At 54.7% G+C, this 19,402-nt stretch carries 24 protein-coding genes, 1 tRNA gene and 3 pseudogenes; 14 read left to right on the top strand and 14 right to left on the bottom strand.

Annotation, left to right across the window (positions count from 1 at the left end):
* Positions 1 to 18: 18 nt before the first annotated feature.
* The 6 genes from RHM59_RS08530 to RHM59_RS08505 all read right to left on the bottom strand — a co-directional run bounded on the left by RHM59_RS08530 (position 19) and on the right by RHM59_RS08505 (position 3,196).
* Positions 19 to 1,020, bottom strand: coding sequence for a glycosyl transferase family protein (locus RHM59_RS08530; protein WP_322165186.1), 1,002 nt, complete (start codon positions 1,018 to 1,020; stop codon positions 19 to 21).
* Positions 1,017 to 1,352: a TusE/DsrC/DsvC family sulfur relay protein gene (locus RHM59_RS08525; protein ID WP_322286410.1), complete on the bottom strand. Its 336-nt coding sequence runs from the start codon at positions 1,350 to 1,352 to the stop codon at positions 1,017 to 1,019. Before RHM59_RS08525 ends, RHM59_RS08530 begins: the two co-directional genes overlap by 4 nt.
* On the bottom strand, positions 1,349 to 1,648 hold the full coding sequence (tusB, locus tag RHM59_RS08520) for a sulfurtransferase complex subunit TusB (RefSeq protein WP_322286409.1): 300 nt from the start codon (positions 1,646 to 1,648) through the stop codon (positions 1,349 to 1,351). Before tusB ends, RHM59_RS08525 begins: the two co-directional genes overlap by 4 nt.
* Positions 1,648 to 2,010 (bottom strand): sulfurtransferase complex subunit TusC, encoded by a 363-nt coding sequence (gene tusC, locus RHM59_RS08515; RefSeq protein WP_322165183.1) that lies wholly within the window; start codon positions 2,008 to 2,010, stop codon positions 1,648 to 1,650. Before tusC ends, tusB begins: the two co-directional genes overlap by 1 nt.
* Positions 2,011 to 2,403, bottom strand: coding sequence for a sulfurtransferase complex subunit TusD (gene tusD / locus RHM59_RS08510; RefSeq protein WP_322286408.1), 393 nt, complete (start codon positions 2,401 to 2,403; stop codon positions 2,011 to 2,013).
* A gap of 118 nt (positions 2,404 to 2,521) precedes the next feature.
* Positions 2,522 to 3,196, bottom strand: coding sequence for a Bax inhibitor-1/YccA family protein (locus RHM59_RS08505; protein WP_322165181.1), 675 nt, complete (start codon positions 3,194 to 3,196; stop codon positions 2,522 to 2,524).
* 236 nt (positions 3,197 to 3,432) lie between these two features.
* On the opposite strand from RHM59_RS08505, the gene RHM59_RS08500 reads away from it, so the two are divergent.
* Positions 3,433 to 3,523: transfer RNA gene (locus RHM59_RS08500), tRNA-Ser, on the top strand.
* A 431-nt stretch (positions 3,524 to 3,954) separates the two neighbouring features.
* Here RHM59_RS08500 and RHM59_RS08495 read toward each other — a convergent pair.
* Positions 3,955 to 5,235, bottom strand: coding sequence for a putative porin (locus tag RHM59_RS08495; RefSeq protein WP_322286407.1), 1,281 nt, complete (start codon positions 5,233 to 5,235; stop codon positions 3,955 to 3,957).
* Between the two features lie 377 nt (positions 5,236 to 5,612).
* Between RHM59_RS08495 and RHM59_RS08490 the strand changes: the two are divergent.
* Positions 5,613 to 5,791, top strand: a pseudogene (locus tag RHM59_RS08490) (IS5/IS1182 family transposase); the annotation flags it as partial.
* Between the two features lie 45 nt (positions 5,792 to 5,836).
* Here the strand turns inward: RHM59_RS08490 and RHM59_RS08485 are convergent.
* Genes RHM59_RS08485 through RHM59_RS08475 form a run of 3 tightly spaced genes read right to left on the bottom strand, consistent with a single transcriptional unit; the run spans position 5,837 to position 7,019 of the window.
* On the bottom strand, positions 5,837 to 6,259 hold the full coding sequence (locus tag RHM59_RS08485) for a DUF6691 family protein (protein ID WP_322165179.1): 423 nt from the start codon (positions 6,257 to 6,259) through the stop codon (positions 5,837 to 5,839).
* Positions 6,260 to 6,261: 2 nt separating this feature from the next.
* Positions 6,262 to 6,696: a YeeE/YedE family protein gene (locus RHM59_RS08480; RefSeq protein ID WP_322165178.1), complete on the bottom strand. Its 435-nt coding sequence runs from the start codon at positions 6,694 to 6,696 to the stop codon at positions 6,262 to 6,264.
* The gene (locus RHM59_RS08475) at positions 6,693 to 7,019 is read right to left on the bottom strand and encodes a metalloregulator ArsR/SmtB family transcription factor (protein WP_322165177.1); all 327 of its coding nucleotides are present in this window, start codon (positions 7,017 to 7,019) and stop codon (positions 6,693 to 6,695) included. Before RHM59_RS08475 ends, RHM59_RS08480 begins: the two co-directional genes overlap by 4 nt.
* Positions 7,020 to 7,405: 386 nt before the next feature.
* Between RHM59_RS08475 and RHM59_RS08470 the strand changes: the two genes are divergently transcribed.
* From RHM59_RS08470 to RHM59_RS08440, 7 genes and pseudogenes are all read left to right on the top strand, one after another.
* Positions 7,406 to 8,725, top strand: a complete 1,320-nt coding sequence (locus RHM59_RS08470) for a sigma-54 interaction domain-containing protein (RefSeq protein WP_416195087.1) — start codon at positions 7,406 to 7,408, stop codon at positions 8,723 to 8,725.
* A 166-nt stretch (positions 8,726 to 8,891) separates the two neighbouring features.
* Positions 8,892 to 9,068 carry a cytochrome oxidase putative small subunit CydP gene (cydP, locus tag RHM59_RS08465; RefSeq protein ID WP_322165175.1) on the top strand — a complete coding sequence of 59 codons (177 nt, stop codon included), beginning with the start codon at positions 8,892 to 8,894 and terminating at the stop codon, positions 9,066 to 9,068.
* Positions 9,065 to 10,637 (top strand): annotated as a pseudogene (locus RHM59_RS08460) (cytochrome ubiquinol oxidase subunit I). The gene cydP and the pseudogene RHM59_RS08460 overlap by 4 nt, the downstream one beginning before the upstream one ends.
* On the top strand, positions 10,630 to 11,766 hold the full coding sequence (gene cydB, locus RHM59_RS08455) for a cytochrome d ubiquinol oxidase subunit II (protein WP_322286405.1): 1,137 nt from the start codon (positions 10,630 to 10,632) through the stop codon (positions 11,764 to 11,766). The pseudogene RHM59_RS08460 and the gene cydB overlap by 8 nt, the downstream one beginning before the upstream one ends.
* Positions 11,767 to 11,788: 22 nt before the next feature.
* On the top strand, positions 11,789 to 11,911 hold the full coding sequence (gene cydX / locus RHM59_RS08450) for a cytochrome bd-I oxidase subunit CydX (RefSeq protein ID WP_322165172.1): 123 nt from the start codon (positions 11,789 to 11,791) through the stop codon (positions 11,909 to 11,911).
* Positions 11,908 to 12,195 carry a cyd operon YbgE family protein gene (locus RHM59_RS08445; protein ID WP_322286404.1) on the top strand — a complete coding sequence of 96 codons (288 nt, stop codon included), beginning with the start codon at positions 11,908 to 11,910 and terminating at the stop codon, positions 12,193 to 12,195. The genes cydX and RHM59_RS08445 overlap by 4 nt, the downstream gene beginning before the upstream one ends.
* An 11-nt stretch (positions 12,196 to 12,206) precedes the next feature.
* Positions 12,207 to 12,644, top strand: coding sequence for a group II truncated hemoglobin (locus RHM59_RS08440; RefSeq protein WP_322286403.1), 438 nt, complete (start codon positions 12,207 to 12,209; stop codon positions 12,642 to 12,644).
* A 262-nt stretch (positions 12,645 to 12,906) separates the two neighbouring features.
* On the opposite strand, the pseudogene RHM59_RS08435 reads toward RHM59_RS08440, so the two are convergent.
* From RHM59_RS08435 to RHM59_RS08420, 4 genes and pseudogenes are all read right to left on the bottom strand, one after another.
* Positions 12,907 to 13,134, bottom strand: a pseudogene (locus tag RHM59_RS08435) (HisA/HisF-related TIM barrel protein); the annotation flags it as partial.
* Positions 13,125 to 13,439 (bottom strand): hypothetical protein, encoded by a 315-nt coding sequence (locus tag RHM59_RS08430; protein WP_322286402.1) that lies wholly within the window; start codon positions 13,437 to 13,439, stop codon positions 13,125 to 13,127. The gene RHM59_RS08430 and the pseudogene RHM59_RS08435, both read right to left, overlap by 10 nt.
* A gap of 287 nt (positions 13,440 to 13,726) precedes the next feature.
* Positions 13,727 to 15,064: a Gfo/Idh/MocA family oxidoreductase gene (locus RHM59_RS08425; RefSeq protein ID WP_322286401.1), complete on the bottom strand. Its 1,338-nt coding sequence runs from the start codon at positions 15,062 to 15,064 to the stop codon at positions 13,727 to 13,729.
* A gap of 84 nt (positions 15,065 to 15,148) precedes the next feature.
* On the bottom strand, positions 15,149 to 15,310 hold the full coding sequence (locus tag RHM59_RS08420) for an SDR family oxidoreductase (protein ID WP_416194709.1): 162 nt from the start codon (positions 15,308 to 15,310) through the stop codon (positions 15,149 to 15,151).
* A 98-nt stretch (positions 15,311 to 15,408) separates the two neighbouring features.
* Between RHM59_RS08420 and RHM59_RS08415 the strand changes: the two genes are divergently transcribed.
* The 5 genes from RHM59_RS08415 to RHM59_RS08395 all read left to right on the top strand — a co-directional run bounded on the left by RHM59_RS08415 (position 15,409) and on the right by RHM59_RS08395 (position 19,387).
* On the top strand, positions 15,409 to 15,792 hold the full coding sequence (locus RHM59_RS08415; protein ID WP_322165166.1) for a helix-turn-helix domain-containing protein: 384 nt from the start codon (positions 15,409 to 15,411) through the stop codon (positions 15,790 to 15,792).
* Between the two features lie 3 nt (positions 15,793 to 15,795).
* Positions 15,796 to 16,125 carry a hypothetical protein gene (locus RHM59_RS08410; protein ID WP_322165165.1) on the top strand — a complete coding sequence of 110 codons (330 nt, stop codon included), beginning with the start codon at positions 15,796 to 15,798 and terminating at the stop codon, positions 16,123 to 16,125.
* 218 nt (positions 16,126 to 16,343) lie between these two features.
* Entirely contained in the window at positions 16,344 to 16,838 is a 495-nt protein-coding gene (locus RHM59_RS08405; protein ID WP_322286400.1) for a hypothetical protein, read from the top strand.
* A 261-nt stretch (positions 16,839 to 17,099) separates the two neighbouring features.
* Positions 17,100 to 18,704, top strand: coding sequence for a response regulator (locus RHM59_RS08400; RefSeq protein ID WP_322286399.1), 1,605 nt, complete (start codon positions 17,100 to 17,102; stop codon positions 18,702 to 18,704).
* Complete coding sequence (locus tag RHM59_RS08395; RefSeq protein ID WP_322165162.1) at positions 18,701 to 19,387, top strand: HAMP domain-containing sensor histidine kinase; 687 nt, start codon at positions 18,701 to 18,703, stop codon at positions 19,385 to 19,387. The genes RHM59_RS08400 and RHM59_RS08395 overlap by 4 nt, the downstream gene beginning before the upstream one ends.
* The last annotated feature ends 15 nt before the right edge of the window (positions 19,388 to 19,402 follow it).

Here is a 19,402-nt window from a genome sequence, read left to right as displayed (position 1 = left end):
ATCGGCGGTTATGATCGGTTAAATCGATCGGTCTCGAGCGTCCCAATACTGCTGAGCCAGCACAAACGCTTCATCCCGCGGTGTTCCGAGTCCGCGCAAGGCCAAGGCAATAGTAGAGATCAACGCCAGTTGCGGGTAGCTGTCTTCAACTTCGCCACGCCATAGCGCCGTTAGCTGCAAGGGGTCAAGGGTAGCGGGTTTGACGTGACGTCGAGGCGCCAGAGCCGGCCATTCTTCATCCCAGCTTTGACCGCCGGTGGTGCCGTAGAGATGGCTGATGGTGTCAGGATTCATTTCAACTTCACCGCCATCGCCTTTAATGACGATGGCGTTATCCCCCAACAGACCGCTGGCTTCGCGGTGCATCCCTTGGTAGCCGGGGTGGAAAATACTTTGCAGGCCGCAGCGCGCGCCCAGCGGGTTGAGCACCCGTGCCAACGAGTGAATCGGCGAACGCAGGCCCAAGGTGTTGCGCAGGTCGATCATGCGCTGTAACTGCGGCGCCCAATCGCCCAGCGGAATAAACGCCAGGTTGTGTTGTTCAAGCGCGATTCCGACCGCTTGCCAATTGCGGCACAGCGGGATGCCCAGCAGGTCAAGCAACTGCTCGCTGTACAACCGGCCAGCGGTATGTGCGCCACCGCCGTGGAGCAAAACTCGCACACCGTTCTGAGCCAGGCATTTGGCCGCCAGCAGGTACCACGGCAGATGACGTTTCTTGCCTGCGTAGGTAGGCCAGTCGATGTCTACCCTGAGGGCCGGCGCGTGCAAACGTTCGCGCACGGCTTCGGTAAAGCCTGCGAGTTCTTCTGCGCTTTCTTCCTTGTGCCGCAACAGCATCAAAAAGGCACCCAGTTGGGTGTCTTCGACTTTATCGTCGAGGAGCATGCCCATGGCTTCCCGGGCTTCTTCACGGGTCATGTCGCGGGCGCCACGTTTGCCTTTGCCGAGAATACGCACGAATGGGGCAAACGGGTGTTCGGCGGGGGTTTCAAGGGTCAGCGGGGCAAAGTCGGTCATATGCAATTCGTCGGTTTGGGCAGGCCCGCCAGCTTAGCGGCGAGTTTGGCGGGAGTGCCATTGAACAGGCGATTGAGGTGCATGCTGTTGCCCTTTTCAGGGCCGAGCTTCAATGCCGTGTATTTGATCAGCGGGCGGGTGGCGGGCGATAGCTGGAACTCTGCATAAAACGTCCGCAGCAAGTGGAGAATTTCCCAATGATCGGCGTTAAGGGCAATGCCCTCTTGCTCGGCGATGGCAGTGGCCACTTCGCTGGACCAGTCATTAAGGTCTACAAGGAAACCATCCTTGTCCAACGCCACTCGGTGTTCGGCGATCTGCAACTGTTTCATAGCCAGGTATTCACTTTGTCGAAGCGCATCGACAGTGCAACGAAGCCGGGATAGTCGACACTTTCGGCCCAGAGCGGTAACGCTAGATTGCGCGCAATGAGATCTTCTTCCAGCACAAACAGCTTGAGTGAGGCGCTGTGGGCCTCAAGCGCCTTGAACGGCGCGCAGTCCTGACGCAGCCCATAGGCGGCATCTCCACACAGCAAAATGGCGTCTTCGGTGCCCAGCAGACGCAGGCAACTCGTCAGGCGGCTGTCGGTAAAGGGCGAATGGGACAAAACATGCAGAGTTGACATCAGAGCGTTATCACTTGGTCGTAGCGGTCAATAGTCGCCGACAGTTCCGGGCCGTGCAGCAGCGTCAGGTTTTCGATCGTCAACTCGTCGGGAAGTACGCCGCGCTCCGCGAGGCTGTCGCCACACGCGTAAATATCGTCGATGCCAAACAGTGAAAGAGCCTTCAAATTGGCGGTCAGGTCTTTCTGCTGCAACTCGGTGGCTGTCTGCTCAGGTAAGAGCTGAAACACCCCGTCATCCATGAAGAGAAGGCCAATCGGCAAATCGAATGCGCCGCCGGCCAACACGATGTCCAGCGCTTCCCGCGCACCGGGGCCGGACCATGGCGCCTGACGGCTGATAATCAATAAGGACTTAGGCATTCAAGGCCCTCCGAAGCAGATCAGTCGGTCGGCGTCTTGCACTGCATCGTGCAACTGGCCAAGCCCTGACAATGCCCACGGAGCGGGCAAGTTGGCGGCCGGTCGCTCGTAGCGTTGCGCTTCTTCTTCATTTAATACGCCTCGACGCAAGGCTGCGGCGATGCAGACCACGCCATCCAGTTGATGCTCGGTCACGAACTCGCGCCATTGGCGAGGCACATCGAGTTCATCCTGAGGTGTGACGATATTGCCCGATGTGCTGTGGACGCCGTCTTGATAGACGAAGAGCCGCACAATCTCATGCCCACCGGCGAGCACCGCTTGAGCAAACAGCAAGGCGCGGCGGGAAGAGGGGGCGTGGGCCGCAGAGAACAGGGCAATAGCAAACTTCATGTGTCGGCTCGGTCAACGAATCTGTCGCCATGATAAAGAGTTTGCGAACGGCAGGCAGCAAAAAGCCCGCTAGGCGGGCTTTTTGTTAACGCTCAGATTATTGAGGCTTGGCAGTGCATCAGTTTCTGCTATTGCCCATCAGGCCGAAAATTTGCAGCAGGCTGATGAACAGGTTGTAGATCGATACATACAGGCTGATGGTCGCCATGATGTAGTTACGTTCGCCGCCCTGAATGATGGCGCTGGTCTGGAACAGGATGCACACCGACGAGAACAGCACGAAACCGGCGCTGATCGCCAATTGCAGACCGCTGATGTGGAAGAACATGCTCGCCAGCGTGGCACCCAGCAGAACGAAGAAACCAGCGGTAATGAAGCCGCCGAGGAAACTCATGTCCTTGCGAGTGATCAGCACATAAGCAGACAAGCCGCCGAACACCAAAGCAGTCATCGCAAACGCCGAACTGACTACCTCAGCGCCACCCTGCATACCCAGGTAACGGTTGAGGATCGGACCGAGCAGGTACCCCATGAAACCGGTCAAGGCGAAGGTCGAAACCAGGCCCCATGCCGAGTCACGTAATTTGTTGGTGAGGAAGAAAAGGCCATAAAAGCCGATCAGCACCACGAAAACGTTCGGGTAAGGAACGTGATTCTGCTGAGCGATAAAAGCCATCAGACCGCTGAAGGCGAGGGTGATAGCCAGAAGACCGTACGTATTGCGCAGGACGCGGCTAATCTCTAGCTGATCGGCCTGCACGCCGTTTTTAACTGCGTAATCCTGTTCGCGCATGGCGAGACTCCCGGTGGTTGAAATGTTAAGACGCAAAGATCATAACAGAGGCATTGCTGCTGGCTAGCATCAGAGTTTGACAGTGTGTTTCATTCGGGTATTATGGCGCCCGCAACGCAGGTGTGGCCGAGTGGTCTAGGGCAGCGGTCTTGAAAGCTGCCGACCGTAACAGGTCCATGAGTTCTTATCTCAGGTACTTACTAGCTGCACGCCTACGGTTGCTCTACATGAAGAACGGGAAATTGGCAGAGTGGTTGAATGCACCGGTCTTGAAAACCGGCGAACGTTAATAGCGTTCCCAGGGTTCGAATCCCTGGTTTCCCGCCAACACTCAATAAAATCAAGGGCTCAGAGAAATCTGGGCCCTTTTTTTGTGCCTGACATTTGGATATGGATGCATATCTGGGCTCTTGGCGACCGCACGATCAAAGCGTACATCTAGCCCACTTTTGCTTTGCATTATTCCGACAGCTCTACAACAGTTTTCTGGACTCTTCTCTGGAATATTTTAACTGACCCAAGCGCCTGATCGCCGCCATCCGACTCCTGGCCTGCAGGGTATTACCAAGCAGAGTCGGTGAGAACCGCTGGGACAGCTTACGAGCGGACGCAGTAAACACCCCAACATTTTTGTTTGGAAGAGATGTGTGATTGTTTGATCACGGTGCCGAAGGGTTGGCATTGATGAACCGACGTATGAAAGGGATCAGTCCATCAATGCCAAAAACAGCGAGGAGTTATGCGTACAGCTTAAACGCTTAGAATTTGGCTTCTACATCCAATTGCAGGGTGTTGGCGTCCGCGTCTTTCTGAGTGGCGATGGCGTAGTCGGCCTTGGTCAGGAAGTAAGTTGCGCCGACGGCGAAGTTTTTGTCTATGTCGTAGCTCACCTTCAACTTGTGGCCGCGCGAACCGGTGGTGCCGTTCGCGAAGTCCGAGTCGGTGAAGGCGCCGACTACAGCGTTACGCTGAGTGTCGCGATAGTTGTAGTCCAGGCCAAAACCAAACACTTTGGTCTTTACACCGGTCAACCAACCAGTGTCTTCGTCACTGTCAGTGGCGTTGTTGACCACGTACTGACCATACACCGACAGCGGTACAGCCAGGCCGCCAATGTCTACTTGGCCGAAGCCTTCCAGTAAACGGAATCGATTGGTGTTATTGCCGTTGACCGACAAGGCCGCGCTGTCTTTGTCGTTCTGGTATTGATATACGCTGCCGCCCAGAGTGACTTTCAGAGTGTCGATTGGCGCGAAGCGAGCACCCAACTGACCAGCGTTCAAACGCAGATCGTTCTTGAATTGCGTGCCGTCGCCGTCGATGTTGTCCTTGAGGGTATAGTTACCCGCGCTGCCGAACAGCTCGAGGTTTTTGCTGACCGGGTAGCTATAGGTTGCGGCTAAACCTTCCGGGTTGATGTCTGCGTCCCAGATGATGTCACCCATGCTGACCCACGGCTGGCTCATTTTGCCGCCAATGACATGCAGGTTCTTGATTGCAGTCGGGTGGTAATCGATGTAACCCTGGTCCAACCACAGGTCTTTCTTGACGAAGTAACCGTCCAGGTCCTGGTTGGTTGAACGGGCATCGTTGCTGCTACCGGTGGCGATACGGATGCCAGTACTCACCTGCGGATTGATTTCGGTGTAGGCGCCCAAGCGGGCACGAATACGCTGGCGATCCTTGTCTTGGCTGTTGGTCTGACCGTCAATCTTGACGGTCTCTTGGCGCACACGCACGTCACCCTTGAACTGAGTCTTCGCAGCCCAGGCAATCTTCTGCTCGAAAGCACTGTAATCCGCCGACTTAGTTTGAACCGCTGCGATCTGCGCAGTAGTCTGCTGCTGCGCTAGCTGCTGAGCCTGTTGGTCGTTGGACAGTTCAGTCTGGAGTTCAGCGAACTGGGCGGCGGAAATCGACCCATTGGCCTTAAGCATTTCAAGCAACTTGGCGTCGACTGCGGCGCTGGCAGGAACGCTGATGGCTAACAGCAAGCCACCGTACAGGGCTGTCGCAGTATTTGTGGAAGCAAAACGCATATAAATCTCCGTAACCGATCAAGGCTCAATAGTCATCCAAGGGACTAACAACCGGTGGGGCGTTAGTTCCTGCGGTAGACCAAGAGGTGTGAAAAAACTGGGACCATTATTACGGGGGTTTGTGACAGAGCTGTTTCTATGTAGTGGTAGATTAGTTATTATTTTTCGTCCTGCAATGCCCGAGCTAGAGCCTTTACGATATGTGCGCGTGCACTACCACGCGAGCTAAAGCAAACTATTTTTCAATAACAATGCGTAACGCTCGGTTACACTTTTTTTGTCTAATAATAGTTTTAATCACACTAGGTAAACGAAGAAAAAGTATTTCAAATGTTGTGAAATGTCCTCCGCGACATGAGCTGAACGGTTAAGCCCCCATGAAACAGGTTTCTTTTGTCGATGCCCAATACGCAGGAAAAGCGAACTCTCCGTGAGGTTTTCCTGAGTAAGATGGACAACGTCCTACCTTGGAAGGGGGCGATCGCCTTGTAACCAGAAGGCGATGGGGAGAGCCCGGCGTATCCGTTGATGGCTATGTTGCGGGGTGCACCTGATGTAGAACTGGTTAAGCTACAGCGACCCGGCCATGGAAGAGTCGCTTTTATGGATATTTCACGCCCACCTTCAGTTCTTTGCAGGCCCACATGCCGACCAGCATAGCCAGCATGAAAACGATTATTTGCCAGCCGCCTGTCATTAGAATTACCACTGCGGGCCCAGGACAGATACCAGCAATTCCCCAGCCGATACCAAACAACAAACTGCCACCGATTAGGCGCGGGTCCAACTCATGCTTTACAGGTAGTTGCATAGGGCTTCCTAGCAACGAGCTAGACTGCTGGCGTGCCCAAGTAAAAGGGCCTATGGCTGTGCCAATCGCCCCAGCCATAACCAAGGCCAAGGAAGGGTCCCAAGCACCGGTTAAATCTAAGAAAGCCAGAACTTTTCTCGGATCGGTCATGCCCGCTAGAAGCAGGCCCAACCCAAATAACAGGCCGGCAATGAATGCAGTCAGTTTGACCATGTTCAAGCCCCCAACAAATGACGCAGGACAAGCACTGTAGTGAAACCGCTGAACATGAAACACCCAGTGGCGATCATCGAACGCGGCGACAGGCGCGATATGCCGCATACGCCATGGCCACTAGTGCAACCCGAACCGTAGCGGGTACCAATGCCTACCAATCCGCCCGCGGCGATCAGACTGAACCAGCTACCTTGGAATTCAATATGCGGCAGGGTGGCAAACAGTCCCCATAAAACCGGCGCGACGAGCAAGCCTAGAAGGAACAGCGCTTTCTCGGTCATCCCCTCGCTACCACGCTGTAAAAGATTGGCGATCAGGCCGCTGACGCCCGCGATACGCCCATTGGCAACGACGAATAAGCTGGCAGCCAGGCCAATCAATACGCCGCCTGCAAGGGATGACCATGGGGTGAAGTTGAACCAGTCGACCTTCACGAGGCTTCTGCGGCACAAAATTGTTGGTATAGGATTTGAATTACCGCCTGTGCTGCGGGACTGCTGATGCGATAGAAGACCTGCTTTCCTTCGCGTCGGGTTTCTACCAGCCCTTCGCGGCGGAGTATCGCCAGTTGTTGAGAAAGAGTCGGTTGCTGGATGCCTAGTAGCGACTCTAGATCGCTGACATTGCGCTCACTCTGGGATAACTGGCATAGCAGCAACAAGCGGTCCGAATTGGCCAGCGCCTTTAGGAACTGACTAGCAGCATCGACACTAGCGCGAAGCTGTTGGATACCTAATGGGGGAATGTGGGTGTTCATCAATTTCTCAATCTATTCATATACAATATATATTATTATATATTGTTTGCTTCTGCTGATTTTTTATCGAGGAGCTGCGGCAGGTGCTGCTGACCAGCACTGAAACAGTGCCCACGCCGTTATCGAATGCGTACCGGTGCGGTATTTAGCCAGCACGGGTTTTGTTGGGGGTTCAAGTACTTACCAAAGGTAACCTCTTGCTCTTCGATAACCTTTTGATTCAGCTGGAGGTGTGGCGGTGTGGCCTGATTTAGGGTCGTAATCAAAACTGTTTCTTTTGTTACGGGCTGATTTCGACTCAAACACAGGAAGGCACTGCCATTGGCAGTGTTTGTTGACGCCGGTGGCAGTGCCGCCACACTATGATCGGATTTTTAGGCGTCATGATGACACGTAGCCCGCCCGCCCCAAACGGTCCACGGCCCGACCAAGTGCAATCACTTGTCTCGTTTCTTGAGCACGAGGCCGACCCGATGATTGTGCTTGATCCCGAATACAACATCCTGGCTGCTAACACCGCGTACCAGCGTCAGTTCGGCAGTGTTGACAAGCCTTTTATCGGCCATAAGTGCTATCAAATTTCACACCATTACGATGTTCCTTGCGATCAGGCCGGCGAGCATTGCCCGATGAAAAAAGCGCAGGACTTGCGCGGTCCAGACCGGGTTTTGCATATACACCACACGCCGCGCGGGCCTGAGCATGTCGAAGTCGAATTACGCCCAATTCTGGACGCAAAGGGTGTCATTACCGCTTTTGTGGAACGGCTTAAGCTGGTTCGCAGCGCATCCGCGCGGCCCTGTAAAGAGGGGCTGGTCGGCTCATCGCCGGCCTTCAACCTTGCCTTGTCGGAACTGCAGCGGGTGGCGCCCTCAATGTTGCCGGTACTGTTACTGGGAGAGTCCGGCACAGGTAAGGAGTTGTTCGCCCGCGCGGTACATGAAGCCAGTGAGCGGGCAGTTGGGCCGTTTGTTGTGGTTGATTGTTCGGGGCTGACCGAAACGCTCTTCGAGAGTGAACTGTTCGGGCATGAAAAGGGTGCGTTCACGGGTGCCACCACGCGCAAACCGGGCTTAGTTGAGACAGCGCAAGGCGGCACGTTGTTTCTTGATGAGATAGGCGACGTTCCGTTGGCGATGCAGGTGAAGCTGCTGCGCCTGATCGAGTCGGGTACGTATCGCCGTGTCGGCAGCGTCGAGACCTTGCACGCTAATTTCAGGTTGATTTCAGCGACTCACAAGCCACTGGAAAAAATGATGGAAAAGGGTGTATTCCGGCAAGACTTGTACTACCGCATCAGCGCTTTCCCGATTCAGTTGCCTGCACTGCGTCACCGGATCGAAGACATTAGCTTGCTTGCCAAATCATTTCTGCAACGGGTAGGTCCTGGCAAGCGCAGGCTGACCATAGATCTCGATGCTATGACGCAATTGCAGCGATTTGCCTGGCCGGGCAATATCCGCGAGTTACGCAATGTTCTAGAAAGAGCCAGTCTGTTCGCCGACGACGGCGTAATCCGCTCGGCCCATCTGCCGGCGGCGCCAGCGTCGATATCTCCTCAGGCCTCTAGCGCAACGCCTTTGGAAGGCGGCACGCTGGTACAGATAATGGCCACGTTCAAAGGGACCCGCAGCGAACTGGCCAAGCACATGGGCATTAGTGAACGTACTTTGTATAGACGCCTGAAAGCGCAAGGACTGGCCTGACCACATGTCAGCCTATGACTGCCAATCACTGCCATCATGGCAGATTGGCAGCATATTTACCTGCCAAGGCGTCTGGTGTCTTCGCACTTAAATAGTTAAGTGCTTGTTATTAAACAATAAAAATCACATTTCCCCGCTTGGCATGGCGTGTGCTAATTGCATAGTCATGACTAATTCCGACAAACGACTGCGGCGCCATCTGCTAATAGCAGTGCTCATCAAGCTGATGGTGCTGACAGTGCTTTGGTGGTTGTTCATCCGAGATTCGCGCGTCAGCGTGGACTCGAACACCATCGGCGACAGGTTCGGCGTACCCACCTCGACTCAAGGGGCAAGCAAGTGATTTCAGAACATCTGGTGGATTTGTCACGGCTGCAGTTTGCAGCCACCGCGCTGTACCACTTTCTCTTTGTACCTCTCACTGTTGGCATGGTGTGGCTGCTGGTCATTATGGAAAGCGTCTATGTGATGACGGGTAACGTCATCTGGAAAGACATGACGCGTTTCTGGGGCAAGCTATTCGGTATTAACTTTGCCTTAGGCGTGACTACCGGTATCACGCTGGAGTTTCAGTTCGGTACCAACTGGGCGTATTACTCGCATTACGTCGGCGACATCTTCGGTGCTCCACTGGCGATCGAGGGGATGATGGCGTTCTTCCTCGAATCAACAATGATTGGCCTGTTCTTCTTTGGCTGGGACCGATTAAAAAAGGAACACCATTTTCTGGTCACGCTGTTGATGGCCATTGGTACCAACCTTTCAGCGCTGTGGATTCTGATTGCCAATGGCTGGATGCAAAATCCGGTGGGTTCTGAATTCAGCTATCTCACCATGCGCATGGAAATGGTCGACTTCTGGGCTGTGGTTTTCAATCCAGTGGCACAGGCTAAGTTTGTGCACACCGTCTCGGCCGGTTACGTCACCGGTTCGATGTTTGTATTGTCGATATCGAGTTGGTATCTGCTCAAGAATCGAGATGTCGAGTTTGCAAAGCGAAGCTTTCGGGTTGCGGCAGCCTTCGGCTTGGCGTCAGTGCTGAGTGTCATTGTCTTGGGTGATGAGTCTGGTTACACAGTGGGCGAGGCCCAGCAGACTAAGATGGCGGCCATGGAGGCCATGTGGGAAACGAAACCAGCACCCGCCGGCCTGACATTGGTGGCTAGCATCAACGAAGCTGAGTCGAAGAACAATTGGGAAGTTGAAGTGCCGTGGCTGATGGGGCTGATTGGCACCCGATCAGTCAGCAAGCAAATTCCCGGTATTCATGAGATCAAGGAAAAAAAACCGGGCCCGCATCCTGCGCGGTATCACCGCGGTCAATGCGTTGGAAACGTTGCGTAAGCATCGCGGTGATCCAGCTGCATTGCAGGTGTTCGAAGAATATAAGGCAGACCTCGGTTTCGGCCTGCTGCTTAAAAAGTATGTCGAGGATGTCAACCAAGCCACGCCGGCCATTATAGATAAGGCCGTCAACGATACCGTGCCACGTGTAACACCTATGTTCTGGGCATTTCGGATCATGGTAAGCCTGGGTTTTGCGATGCTGCTGCTGTTCGGGCTGGCGTTCTGGAGCACCTTGAAGTCGACTTGCACACGACGCCGTTGGTTATTGCGTTTGGCTCTGTGCATGCTGCCTGCGCCTTGGATCTCCTGCGAACTTGGCTGGTTCGTCGCCGAATACGGCCGTCAACCCTGGACCATCTACGGTGTGCTGCCAACCCACATGAGCGTATCCACGCTCGGCGTCAACAACCTGTATGGCTCGCTAGCAGGATTCATCGTCTTCTACACCGCGCTGCTGGTGGTTGAAATGTTCTTGATGGTCAAGTTCGCACGTCAAGGCCCAGGGAGTCTCGGAACCGGCCGTTATGCCTACGACGCTAATTTGAAGGATAGCCACCATGCTTGATTACTACACCCTGAAAATTATCTGGTGGGCGCTGGTTGGCGTACTGCTAATCGGCTTTGCAATCATGGACGGCCACGATATGGGGGTCGGCACCTTGCTGCCTTTCGTTGGCCGCAATGATATGGAGCGGCGCGTGGTTATAAACACCGTCGGTCCGCATTGGGATGGGAATCAAGTCTGGTTCATCACCGCTGGTGGCGCATTGTTCGCAGCATGGCCCGTGGTTTATGCGACAGCCTTCAGCGGATTTTACTGGGCAATGATATTGGTTCTATGGGCGTTGTTTTTTCGCCCGGTGGGCTTCGATTATCGCAGCAAGATCAACAATCCAGCCTGGCGCAGCACTTGGGATTGGGGACTTTTCGTAGGGGGTACGGTACCCCCACTGGTGTTCGGGATCGCGTTCGGCAACTTGCTGCAAGGCGTACCGTTCCAGTTCGACGACTATTTGGTGTCAACCTACACGGGCAGCTTCTGGCAGTTGCTGAATCCCTTCGCCCTACTGACGGGCGTCGTCAGCAGCGCAATGATCACTCTGCAGGGCGCAAGCTATCTGGCACACCGCACTGAAGGCGTTATCCAATCCAGGGCCATCAAGGGCGCGATTAGCGCAGCTATCGTGCTGATCTGCTCATTCGTAATCGCCGGAATCTGGCTACAGTCGATCGATGGCTATCGTATTACGTCGGTGATTGATACCGCTGGGTTGCCGGACATTCTCGCTAAGTCGGTTGTACGCGAAGCGGGTGCCTGGATGGCTAATTATCGCCACTACCCTTTGTTGTGGCTGTTGCCTGCGATGGGATTGGTGGGCGCGGCGGGCGCAGCCATGCTGGTGATAGTGCGCCGTACACTCTCAGCATTTGTGGCGTCATCGTTTGCTATTGTCGGTGTCATCAGCACTGCGGGTGTATCGATGTTTCCGTTCATCATGCCGTCGTCGTCAATGCCGGCTGCGAGCCTGACGGTTTGGGACAGCGTCTCAAGCCATCTTAGCCTTGCCATCATGTTCTGGGCCGCGCTGATCTTCATGCCGCTGATTATTCTGTATACCTCGTGGGCGTACCGCGTCATGCGGGGCAAGGTGACCATCGCGCATATCAAAGCCAACGACCATTCAGCTTACTAGTGCCAGCAAAGGAGTAAAAATTATGTGGTATTTCGCCTGGATGCTGGGAGTCGGTTTCGCATTGTTGCTGGCTATATTGAATGCGATGTGGGGTGAAAACGAAGCAGGCCGAGCCAAGACCGACACCGACGAGGCGCAGTCATGATGCCTCGCGTCGCTAACGCCCCACCACCTTCACACATACATGTACTGAGTTTGGTTGTCGCTGTGGCAATCATGCTCGGCTGCACTCTCTACCCCCCGTTCATCGCAGCCTCTGATGGAAGAGCTGACCATGCTCTCGCTACCGCGCTGTTCGCAGCCATGAGCGTTGCCTTTGTGAACGGGGTGGGTTTTGTCCCGCGCCTGACCGTTTGGCGTTTGCTTTTCTCGGGCTGGACCTGCCTTGCGGCGCTAGGGCTCGCCGGTTGGATAAAGTTCCTACATTGAGTGCTGATGGCATGAGTGAACGATTGAGTCAGGGTAAGAACAAAATCAGTGCATATCTGCAGTTAGGGGGGGAGGCGGGGATCCTTGCACTGGTCGACCGTTTTTACGAGCTTATGGACGTGCTACCCGAGGCTAGGATAGTGCGCCGGATGCATCCGCCGAGTCTCACAGGCAGCGCGGACCGTCTATTTAAGTTTCTCAGTGGCTGGCTTGGCGGTCCGCCACTATTCCAACGGGAGCGCGGTCACCCGCGCTTGCGCATGCGACATGCGCCCTATGCAATTAGCAGGGTCGAACGCGACGAATGGATGTTGTGCATGCGTCAGGCAATCAGCGAGCAGGTGGGTGACTCAGACCTAAATGCGAAGCTGAAACGTATGTTTTCCGACATGGCAGACCACATGATCAATACCGATGAGGGCAGCACAGGTGTTGCGGCACCGGGTTGAAATCCGCCCATCATCGTCAACAGATCTCCCTGTTCTGTTTTGCTTGTCGCACATCGCCGTGTCGACGCTTCCTTGCAGCAAAAAAAACCGCTAAGCATGCCGCAGCAAGTAGTAGAAATTGATGTTTCTGCGGTTCGAACGGTTGCCCTGTTTGCCTCAAGTAGGCGCAAGAGAAGAACGGTGACAGTCTGATTTTGCGTGAAGACACGGTGATAGATGATGACCAAAAAGAGGTGTTTGAGCAACGACGGCAAACTGAGGAGTGAACAAGAGGACCCACTACCGCCATGCTAGCCAGTGCGGCCAACGGTTTTCGCTTCCAACGGATTGGCGGCAGTTGCGGATGGTTGTCGCTGCCTTCGCGCCAATGTTTTACCAACTGCGCGTCGATGGCGAGTGCGGTACCGATGCCTGCCATGGCGATGCCACAATCGAGCACTTGGTTGACGACCGAGAGGCGCCGAATACCGCCAGTGACCATCACTGGCATTCACTGGCATTCACCGGCTTTGCAGGATTACCCGCAGTAAACGCCAGGATTTCCAGCGTGTTCCAGCCAAAAAGCTTTTCACCCAAGGTCAAACCGAATTCGCCCCATCGAACATCCAGTGTTAACCCCAATAAATGCTCATCAACGCCCAAGTCATAGATCGCTGCGCGCACGGAGTCGGGTATCGAGGAGGGGACAAGCCCTCGACAGCGAATACGGCCGTTTTGATCGACCAAGCTCGCCAGCGCATTGCTCAAGACCACGGTGGGATTGGACATGACCCCACCCCAATTGCCTGAGTGCAATCCGTTACCGCGCGCTTTGACCTGGAGAGAAAACAGCGCCGAGCCTCGGGAGCCGAGAAATAGTGTGGGGCGGCTGGTTCAGACGTGGGCCATCCGACGCGATAAATACATCTGCTTTAAAAAGCTGCTGATGAGCCTCGCAGACTTCACGTAGCCCAGGAGAGGCGCATTCTTCGCCCGTTTCGAAGAGGGCTTTTACGTTAAACCCTAAACGGCCCTCTCGTGCCTTGATGACCTGTTCGAGCGCCGTGAGGTTGAAAACGTAGGCTAACTATTTCCCCTCTCATCTACGTCTTGGACGGCGGGCTGCCGCGCAATACATCGGTGCCTTGTATCGGTGTCAGTTGCACCGGCTTGCCACTGCGCGCTGACTCATAAATGGCCTCCATGATGCGTTGGTCCTGTAAGCCTTCTTCGCCTGGCGTCCAGGGTTGCTTGCCGGTAGCAACGCATTCGGCAAAATGGTCCATCTCAAGGGCGAACTGATTATTTTTCTTGGTAGTGATCTGCTCAATACCAGGCGCAACGAAGTCACGGGTGTCCTCTGCGATGCGACTGCGTTTGAGTTGCAGCCCTTCATACGAAAAAGCCGGGTCCATATCGGCCCAGCCGGTGTCACCCAGAACGCGGTAGCGATTGGACCCGAAGGTTGCGTAGCTGGAGGTGCATTGCACACGGACCCCGCTTGGGAAACGCATCTGCCACAGCATGGCTTCCTCGACCTCCACAAAGCGCGGATCGCCTTCAGTGCTGTATTGGCTAGCCGACACTTCAACCGGTTCCTCGCCCAGTAAAAACCGCGCAGTGTTCAAACAGTAAAGGCCGATGTCCGGCAACGCTCCGCCGCCAGCCAGGGCTTTTACATGGCGCCATTGGTGGGTGTTTTCCTTTGACTGGTTTTGGCAATTCGACATGTCAATCAGCTTGATCTTGCCCAGTACCGCGCCCTCGCGCACCCAGGCCATGACTTGGCGATGCTGCGGTTCGTACTGGATTCTGTAGGCGATCATCAACAACCGATTGGCGGCCTTGCACGCATCAATCATGGTCTGGCAATCGACGACGGAGGTTGCCATGGGTTTTTCACACAAAACGTGCTTTCCGGCCTTCGCGGCCCTGATCACGAAGTCTCGGTGCAGGGCGTTAGGTAATACGATGTACACCGCGTGCACCTCGGGGTTGTCACGCAGTTGGTCAAACGTCTCGTAGTTATAAAGGCTGGTTTCGGGCACGTCGTACATCGCCGCCACCTGTCGCGCCTTGTCAGGGTCGCCGCTGACCAGTGCCGTGACTCGGCAGCGTTTGGAAGTCGCCAGCGCCGGCATGATTTCCTCCAGACTCAACCGGCCCAAGCCCACGATGGCAAGCCCCAGGCGCCCATTGCGGCCCAATTGCACGGGCATCTCGGATTTCTCGGTTTTGTCTTCTTGCATGGGCGGGAGGCTGACTGCCTTGGGCAAATCCTTGGCGGGCTCCGCATTCATTTGCCCATCCGCGGCGGTCGCGGCTTGCGCCCAACTTGATTGGCCAGTGAGTCCAAGCACGCTGGCAGCCGCTACCGTTGAACCGGCCGTAAGCAAGAAGCGGCGACGCTCCGCAAAGGGGGCAGAAATAGTTATGTCCATTGGCGCGGTCCTGGGCAGTGGGATTTGCCTATAGAAGCCCAGGTCACGAGATCAGTTCCACGTTTCTGCCAAGCGACGTAAAGGCTATACCTGCGCCATGCCCCCATCGATACACAAACCGGCCCCGGCGATGTAGCGGCTTTCGTCGCTGGTCAGGAACAGGGCCGCAGCGGCGACTTCTTCCGGCGTGCCAATTGCGCTACTGCCGCCGGTGACGAGTGCACTCTTTCCTTCCAGTGCTGACATGGGTAGATCTCTGAATCAGGTTTACACCAAGATATATTTCATATATCTGGTGTCAATCACGCACCTGACTTAGCCTAGGCATAGCCGAGGAAACCCCAATGCCCAAAACGCAAGACACCGTCATTGTCGAAGCCGTCGCCACGCGACCCATTCTTGAGCAGATTGCTAACAAATGGTCGGTGCTTATTCTGACCGTCGTTTGCTCGGAGCCTGCGCGTTTCAACGCCATCAAACGGCGTCTGGAAGGGATTACTCACAAGGCGTTGACCGAAGCGCTTCGCCGCCTGGAGAGAAACGGGCTGGTCTCGCGGCGCGTGATTACCTCATCGCCCATTGCGGTGGAGTATTCGCTTACCGCCCTCGGACATTCACTTCGGGAACCTTTTTCAGCGCTGTATGCGTGGGCAGTTCAGCACCAGGGTGAGGTACAGACCGCTCAAGTGGCGTTCGATCAGCACAAGTTAGCCAACTACAAGGATTAATCCATGGAATCGTCATTGGAAACGGTCGCTCTTTTTTGCCTCAAGTTGGCGCACGAGAAGGACGGCGACAGTCCGATTTTGCGTAAAGACATGGTGATGGATGGTTATCAGAAAGAAGTATTCGGCTTGCTTGTGCGCAGAGGTGATGTCAAAGCGATCCAGCTTAAAGTGGCCCAATGCCTAAGCTTGGCGCAATACGCTTTAGGCGGTACCGAAACGCCGCTCGGGAAAGAGCTTTATAAATTGTCAGATAGCTTTAGTCGCGTTGAGACGATAGCCGCGTTGGATGCCCCCTTAGCGGTACTCAAGCATTATTTAAAAGACGCTCAATAGCGTGGCCAAAGGCGAAAAGCAGGAAATCGATTGACCGGTCTTTAAAGTCTGTTTGCAGCGATGGATACGCTAGTTGTTAAAATTTTTTGAGGAAAATAAGCTGGATTTAAAACAGTCTTAGCGTTGTTAAAAAAATCCAAGCCAAACCGGGGGCGGCACATGGGCAACAGAGTAGGTTATGGTCAGTTGGAGAGTAGACTTCAACGGCCTCGGTACTCTTGAGTATTGTGCGACTGTGGGGCGGACTTCTGATCTTCAAGCGTTACTTGATTTCGATATTCTCAAGCAATCCAAGCAGTTTATTGAATCTTTCAAAGCCGGCTTGCGCATTCTGGGAGGTGAGCTGGTTGGATGCCGAGCAGATGCATTTTACGTTCACTGGCAGCCCAAGCATCTATCGTTATTGGGATGCAACGGAGTGCGTGGTCTTTACTTTGGAAATGGCAAAGCAAGCGCTGGAAGTCGAGTTAAGAGAAGAGACCCAATTTTTGCACCGTTTTGATGTTTTGGTAAGCGCTGTCATTGTGAGATATGACATCCGGGGTAACGTGCTGAATAAGCCAGTGAGGCAATGCCTTGATCAAAATGGCGTCGTTTCGCAAAACCGACGAAAGCAGTACCAGGGATTTGTAGACGCCGACGTATTTGACTTTCTTGAGCAATATGCTCTGGCGTTATTGGCTGATGGCCTTATCGAACAACCAAAAGGATAAAGGGCTCCTGGTTCTGATATTTCGGCCGAATCCCACAAGGTCAGTAGCCTCCTCATCGCTTTTATAACGGTGTCTGGCTACTCTTAGGTCTTGCACAGGCGATGTTTCAATCAATAGGCATAAGATCCCTGCGTAAAATCGTTTGATGGCTCATTGATGTTAGTTATGATGTGCGCGCCGTAATGGGCAGCGAAGCTGGACCCGACCTTGCATGGGTATTTGCCTTGGTACTTTTTCTTACTTTCCGTGACAGGAATCTCGATGCTGGCGTACTCCAAAAAAAGCTTCCTTATCGCCGATGATTTTTCCGACTTTCGCAGTTCGGTCAGGTCGATGCTGCGCGAGTTGGGTGTGGTGGAAGTAGACACCGCCGACACGGGTGAGCAAGCTCTGCTCATGTGCGCGCATAAGCGCTACGACTTTATCCTGCATGATTTCAACTTTGGTGACGGTAAGAAAAACGGTCAGCAGGTGCTTGAAGACTTGATGGTCGACAAGTTGATGAGCCATGAATCGGTGTTCATCATGGTCACGGCCGAGAATAGCCAGGCCATGGTGATGAGCGCGTTGGAGTGGGAGCCGGATGCCTACCTGACTAAGCCCTTCAACCGTGCCGGGCTGGCCCAGCGCCTTGAAAAACTTGACCAGCGCAAGACGCTGCTCAAGCCGATTCTTCAAGCGCTTGACCACAATAAACCTCTCGAAGTATTGGCCGCCTGCGCCAAATTGACCGAGCAGGACCAGCGCTTTGCTCCGCTCTGCTTGCGTTACAAGGCCAATGCCTTGCGCGATCTGAATCAGCACGACGCGCTGGAAAGTTTCCTTAAAGGCGTACTGGCCGACCGCGCTACGCCTTGGGCGTATGCCGGGCTTGGCAAGTTATTGTTTAAACGTGGCAAGGTCGTCGAGGCGCAAGCGATTTACGAGCGGGCAATCATTGCCTTCCCGATGATGCCAACGCTCTACGACGGTCTGGCCGATGTACTCGTGGCCCAAGGTGAGGTCAAGCGCGCTCAAAGCGTGCTTGAAAGTGCGGTGCGTCTGTCGCCTTTGGCCGTACGTCGGCAACGGCTGCTGGGCAAGCTGGCGCTGGGTAATGAAGATTTTGAAGGCGCCTCCAAGGCCTATCGCCATGCGGTGTCCCAAGGTAAGTATTCTCGCTTTAAGGACCCAGAGAGCAACCTGGGCCTGGCGCAGGCGCTGATTAACAAAAATGGCGATAACGGCCTGGATGCGCGCTCCCGGGTCGAGGTCAACCAGACATTGGGAGAGGTCGCGAAGGAGTACGGCAGCAACCAAGGGCTGCAATTGCGCACCGGTTTGATGAAAGCCACCAGCCTGAAGCGCTCAGATCCTGAAGCTGCGGCGAAATTGACCCTGGAAGCGCTGGCACACCTTGAGGGCATGGATCACTTTTTCGGCGCCGAGGCGGCGCTATTAGTTGCCTCCCAACTCCAACAATTGGGTCACCCAGACGCAGGCGCCGGGATATTGAAAAGCTGCGCAGAAATCTACGGTGATGATCCCGCGATCATGCAAGGGATTGGTCGCCTGACCGATGATCCGGCGATTCTTGGTGCGGGCAAGGCCGCGTCCGACCTCAACCTGCAGGGCGTGCGCCAATACAAGGCCGGCAATATTGCCGAAGCCCAGGCCTTCTTCCGTCAGGCACTGGCGTTGCAATCGAAGAACATCAGTATCGCGTTGAACATGGTGCAATCCTTGCTCCATGCCAAGGGAATGCCTGCAGATGCCGAAGGGCTTGAAGAGTGTCGGGTGTGCCTGAAAATGATCGGCATGATGCCTGAGACTGATCCGCGCTATGAGCGCTACCAGAAATTGCAAAGCCGGGCGTTTGGCGCATGAACGATAACGGGCTCGACTTTTCGATGGTGATTGCTTCCGTCGTACATGACATGAAAAACTCGCTGTCGACATTGATGCATGCCCACAGCCAGTGGCTGATGCAACTGACCAAAGTTCAGCAAGACGTCCCAGAACATGGGGCCATTGAATATGAGTTTGCCCACCTCAACGGGATGTTGGTGCAACTGCTCGGGTTATATAAGCTGGGCGTTAATCAGTTGCCGCTACGCCCGGACTATCATGAACTTGATGACTTTATCGAAGCCCTGTTGGCCTGCCATCAGGACGTTCTGCACAGTCACGGACTGGTCGCGAACTACGAGGTCCAGGGTTTTGATGAACTTGGCTTCTTCGACCGTGAACTGATCAGCTCGGTGGTGGCGAACATCATCATCAATGCGGTCCGTTATGCGCGCCACGCGATATTGATCACCGCCCACGAAGAGGACGGCCAGTTGGTGTTGACGGTCAATGACGACGGCCCAGGCTACCCGGCGCAAATGCTTGAGCGCCAATCGGACTATCTGCACGGAATCAATCAAAGCAGCGGCAGCACGGGGCTGGGTCTTTATTTCGCCGCGCGCATCGCTGAACGGCATGAGCGCAACGGCGTGCGTGGGCACATTGAGCTCGCCAACGGCGGAAAGTTAGGTGGCGGTAACTTCAGTCTTTACCTTCCTTAGAACGCCGCTGGCATA

It is taken from the genome of Pseudomonas sp. MH10 (assembly GCF_034353045.1).
Lineage (GTDB): Bacteria > Pseudomonadota > Gammaproteobacteria > Pseudomonadales > Pseudomonadaceae > Aquipseudomonas.
Note: the sequence above shows the minus strand (reverse complement) of the source record. Positions and strands in the feature narration are given on the sequence as shown.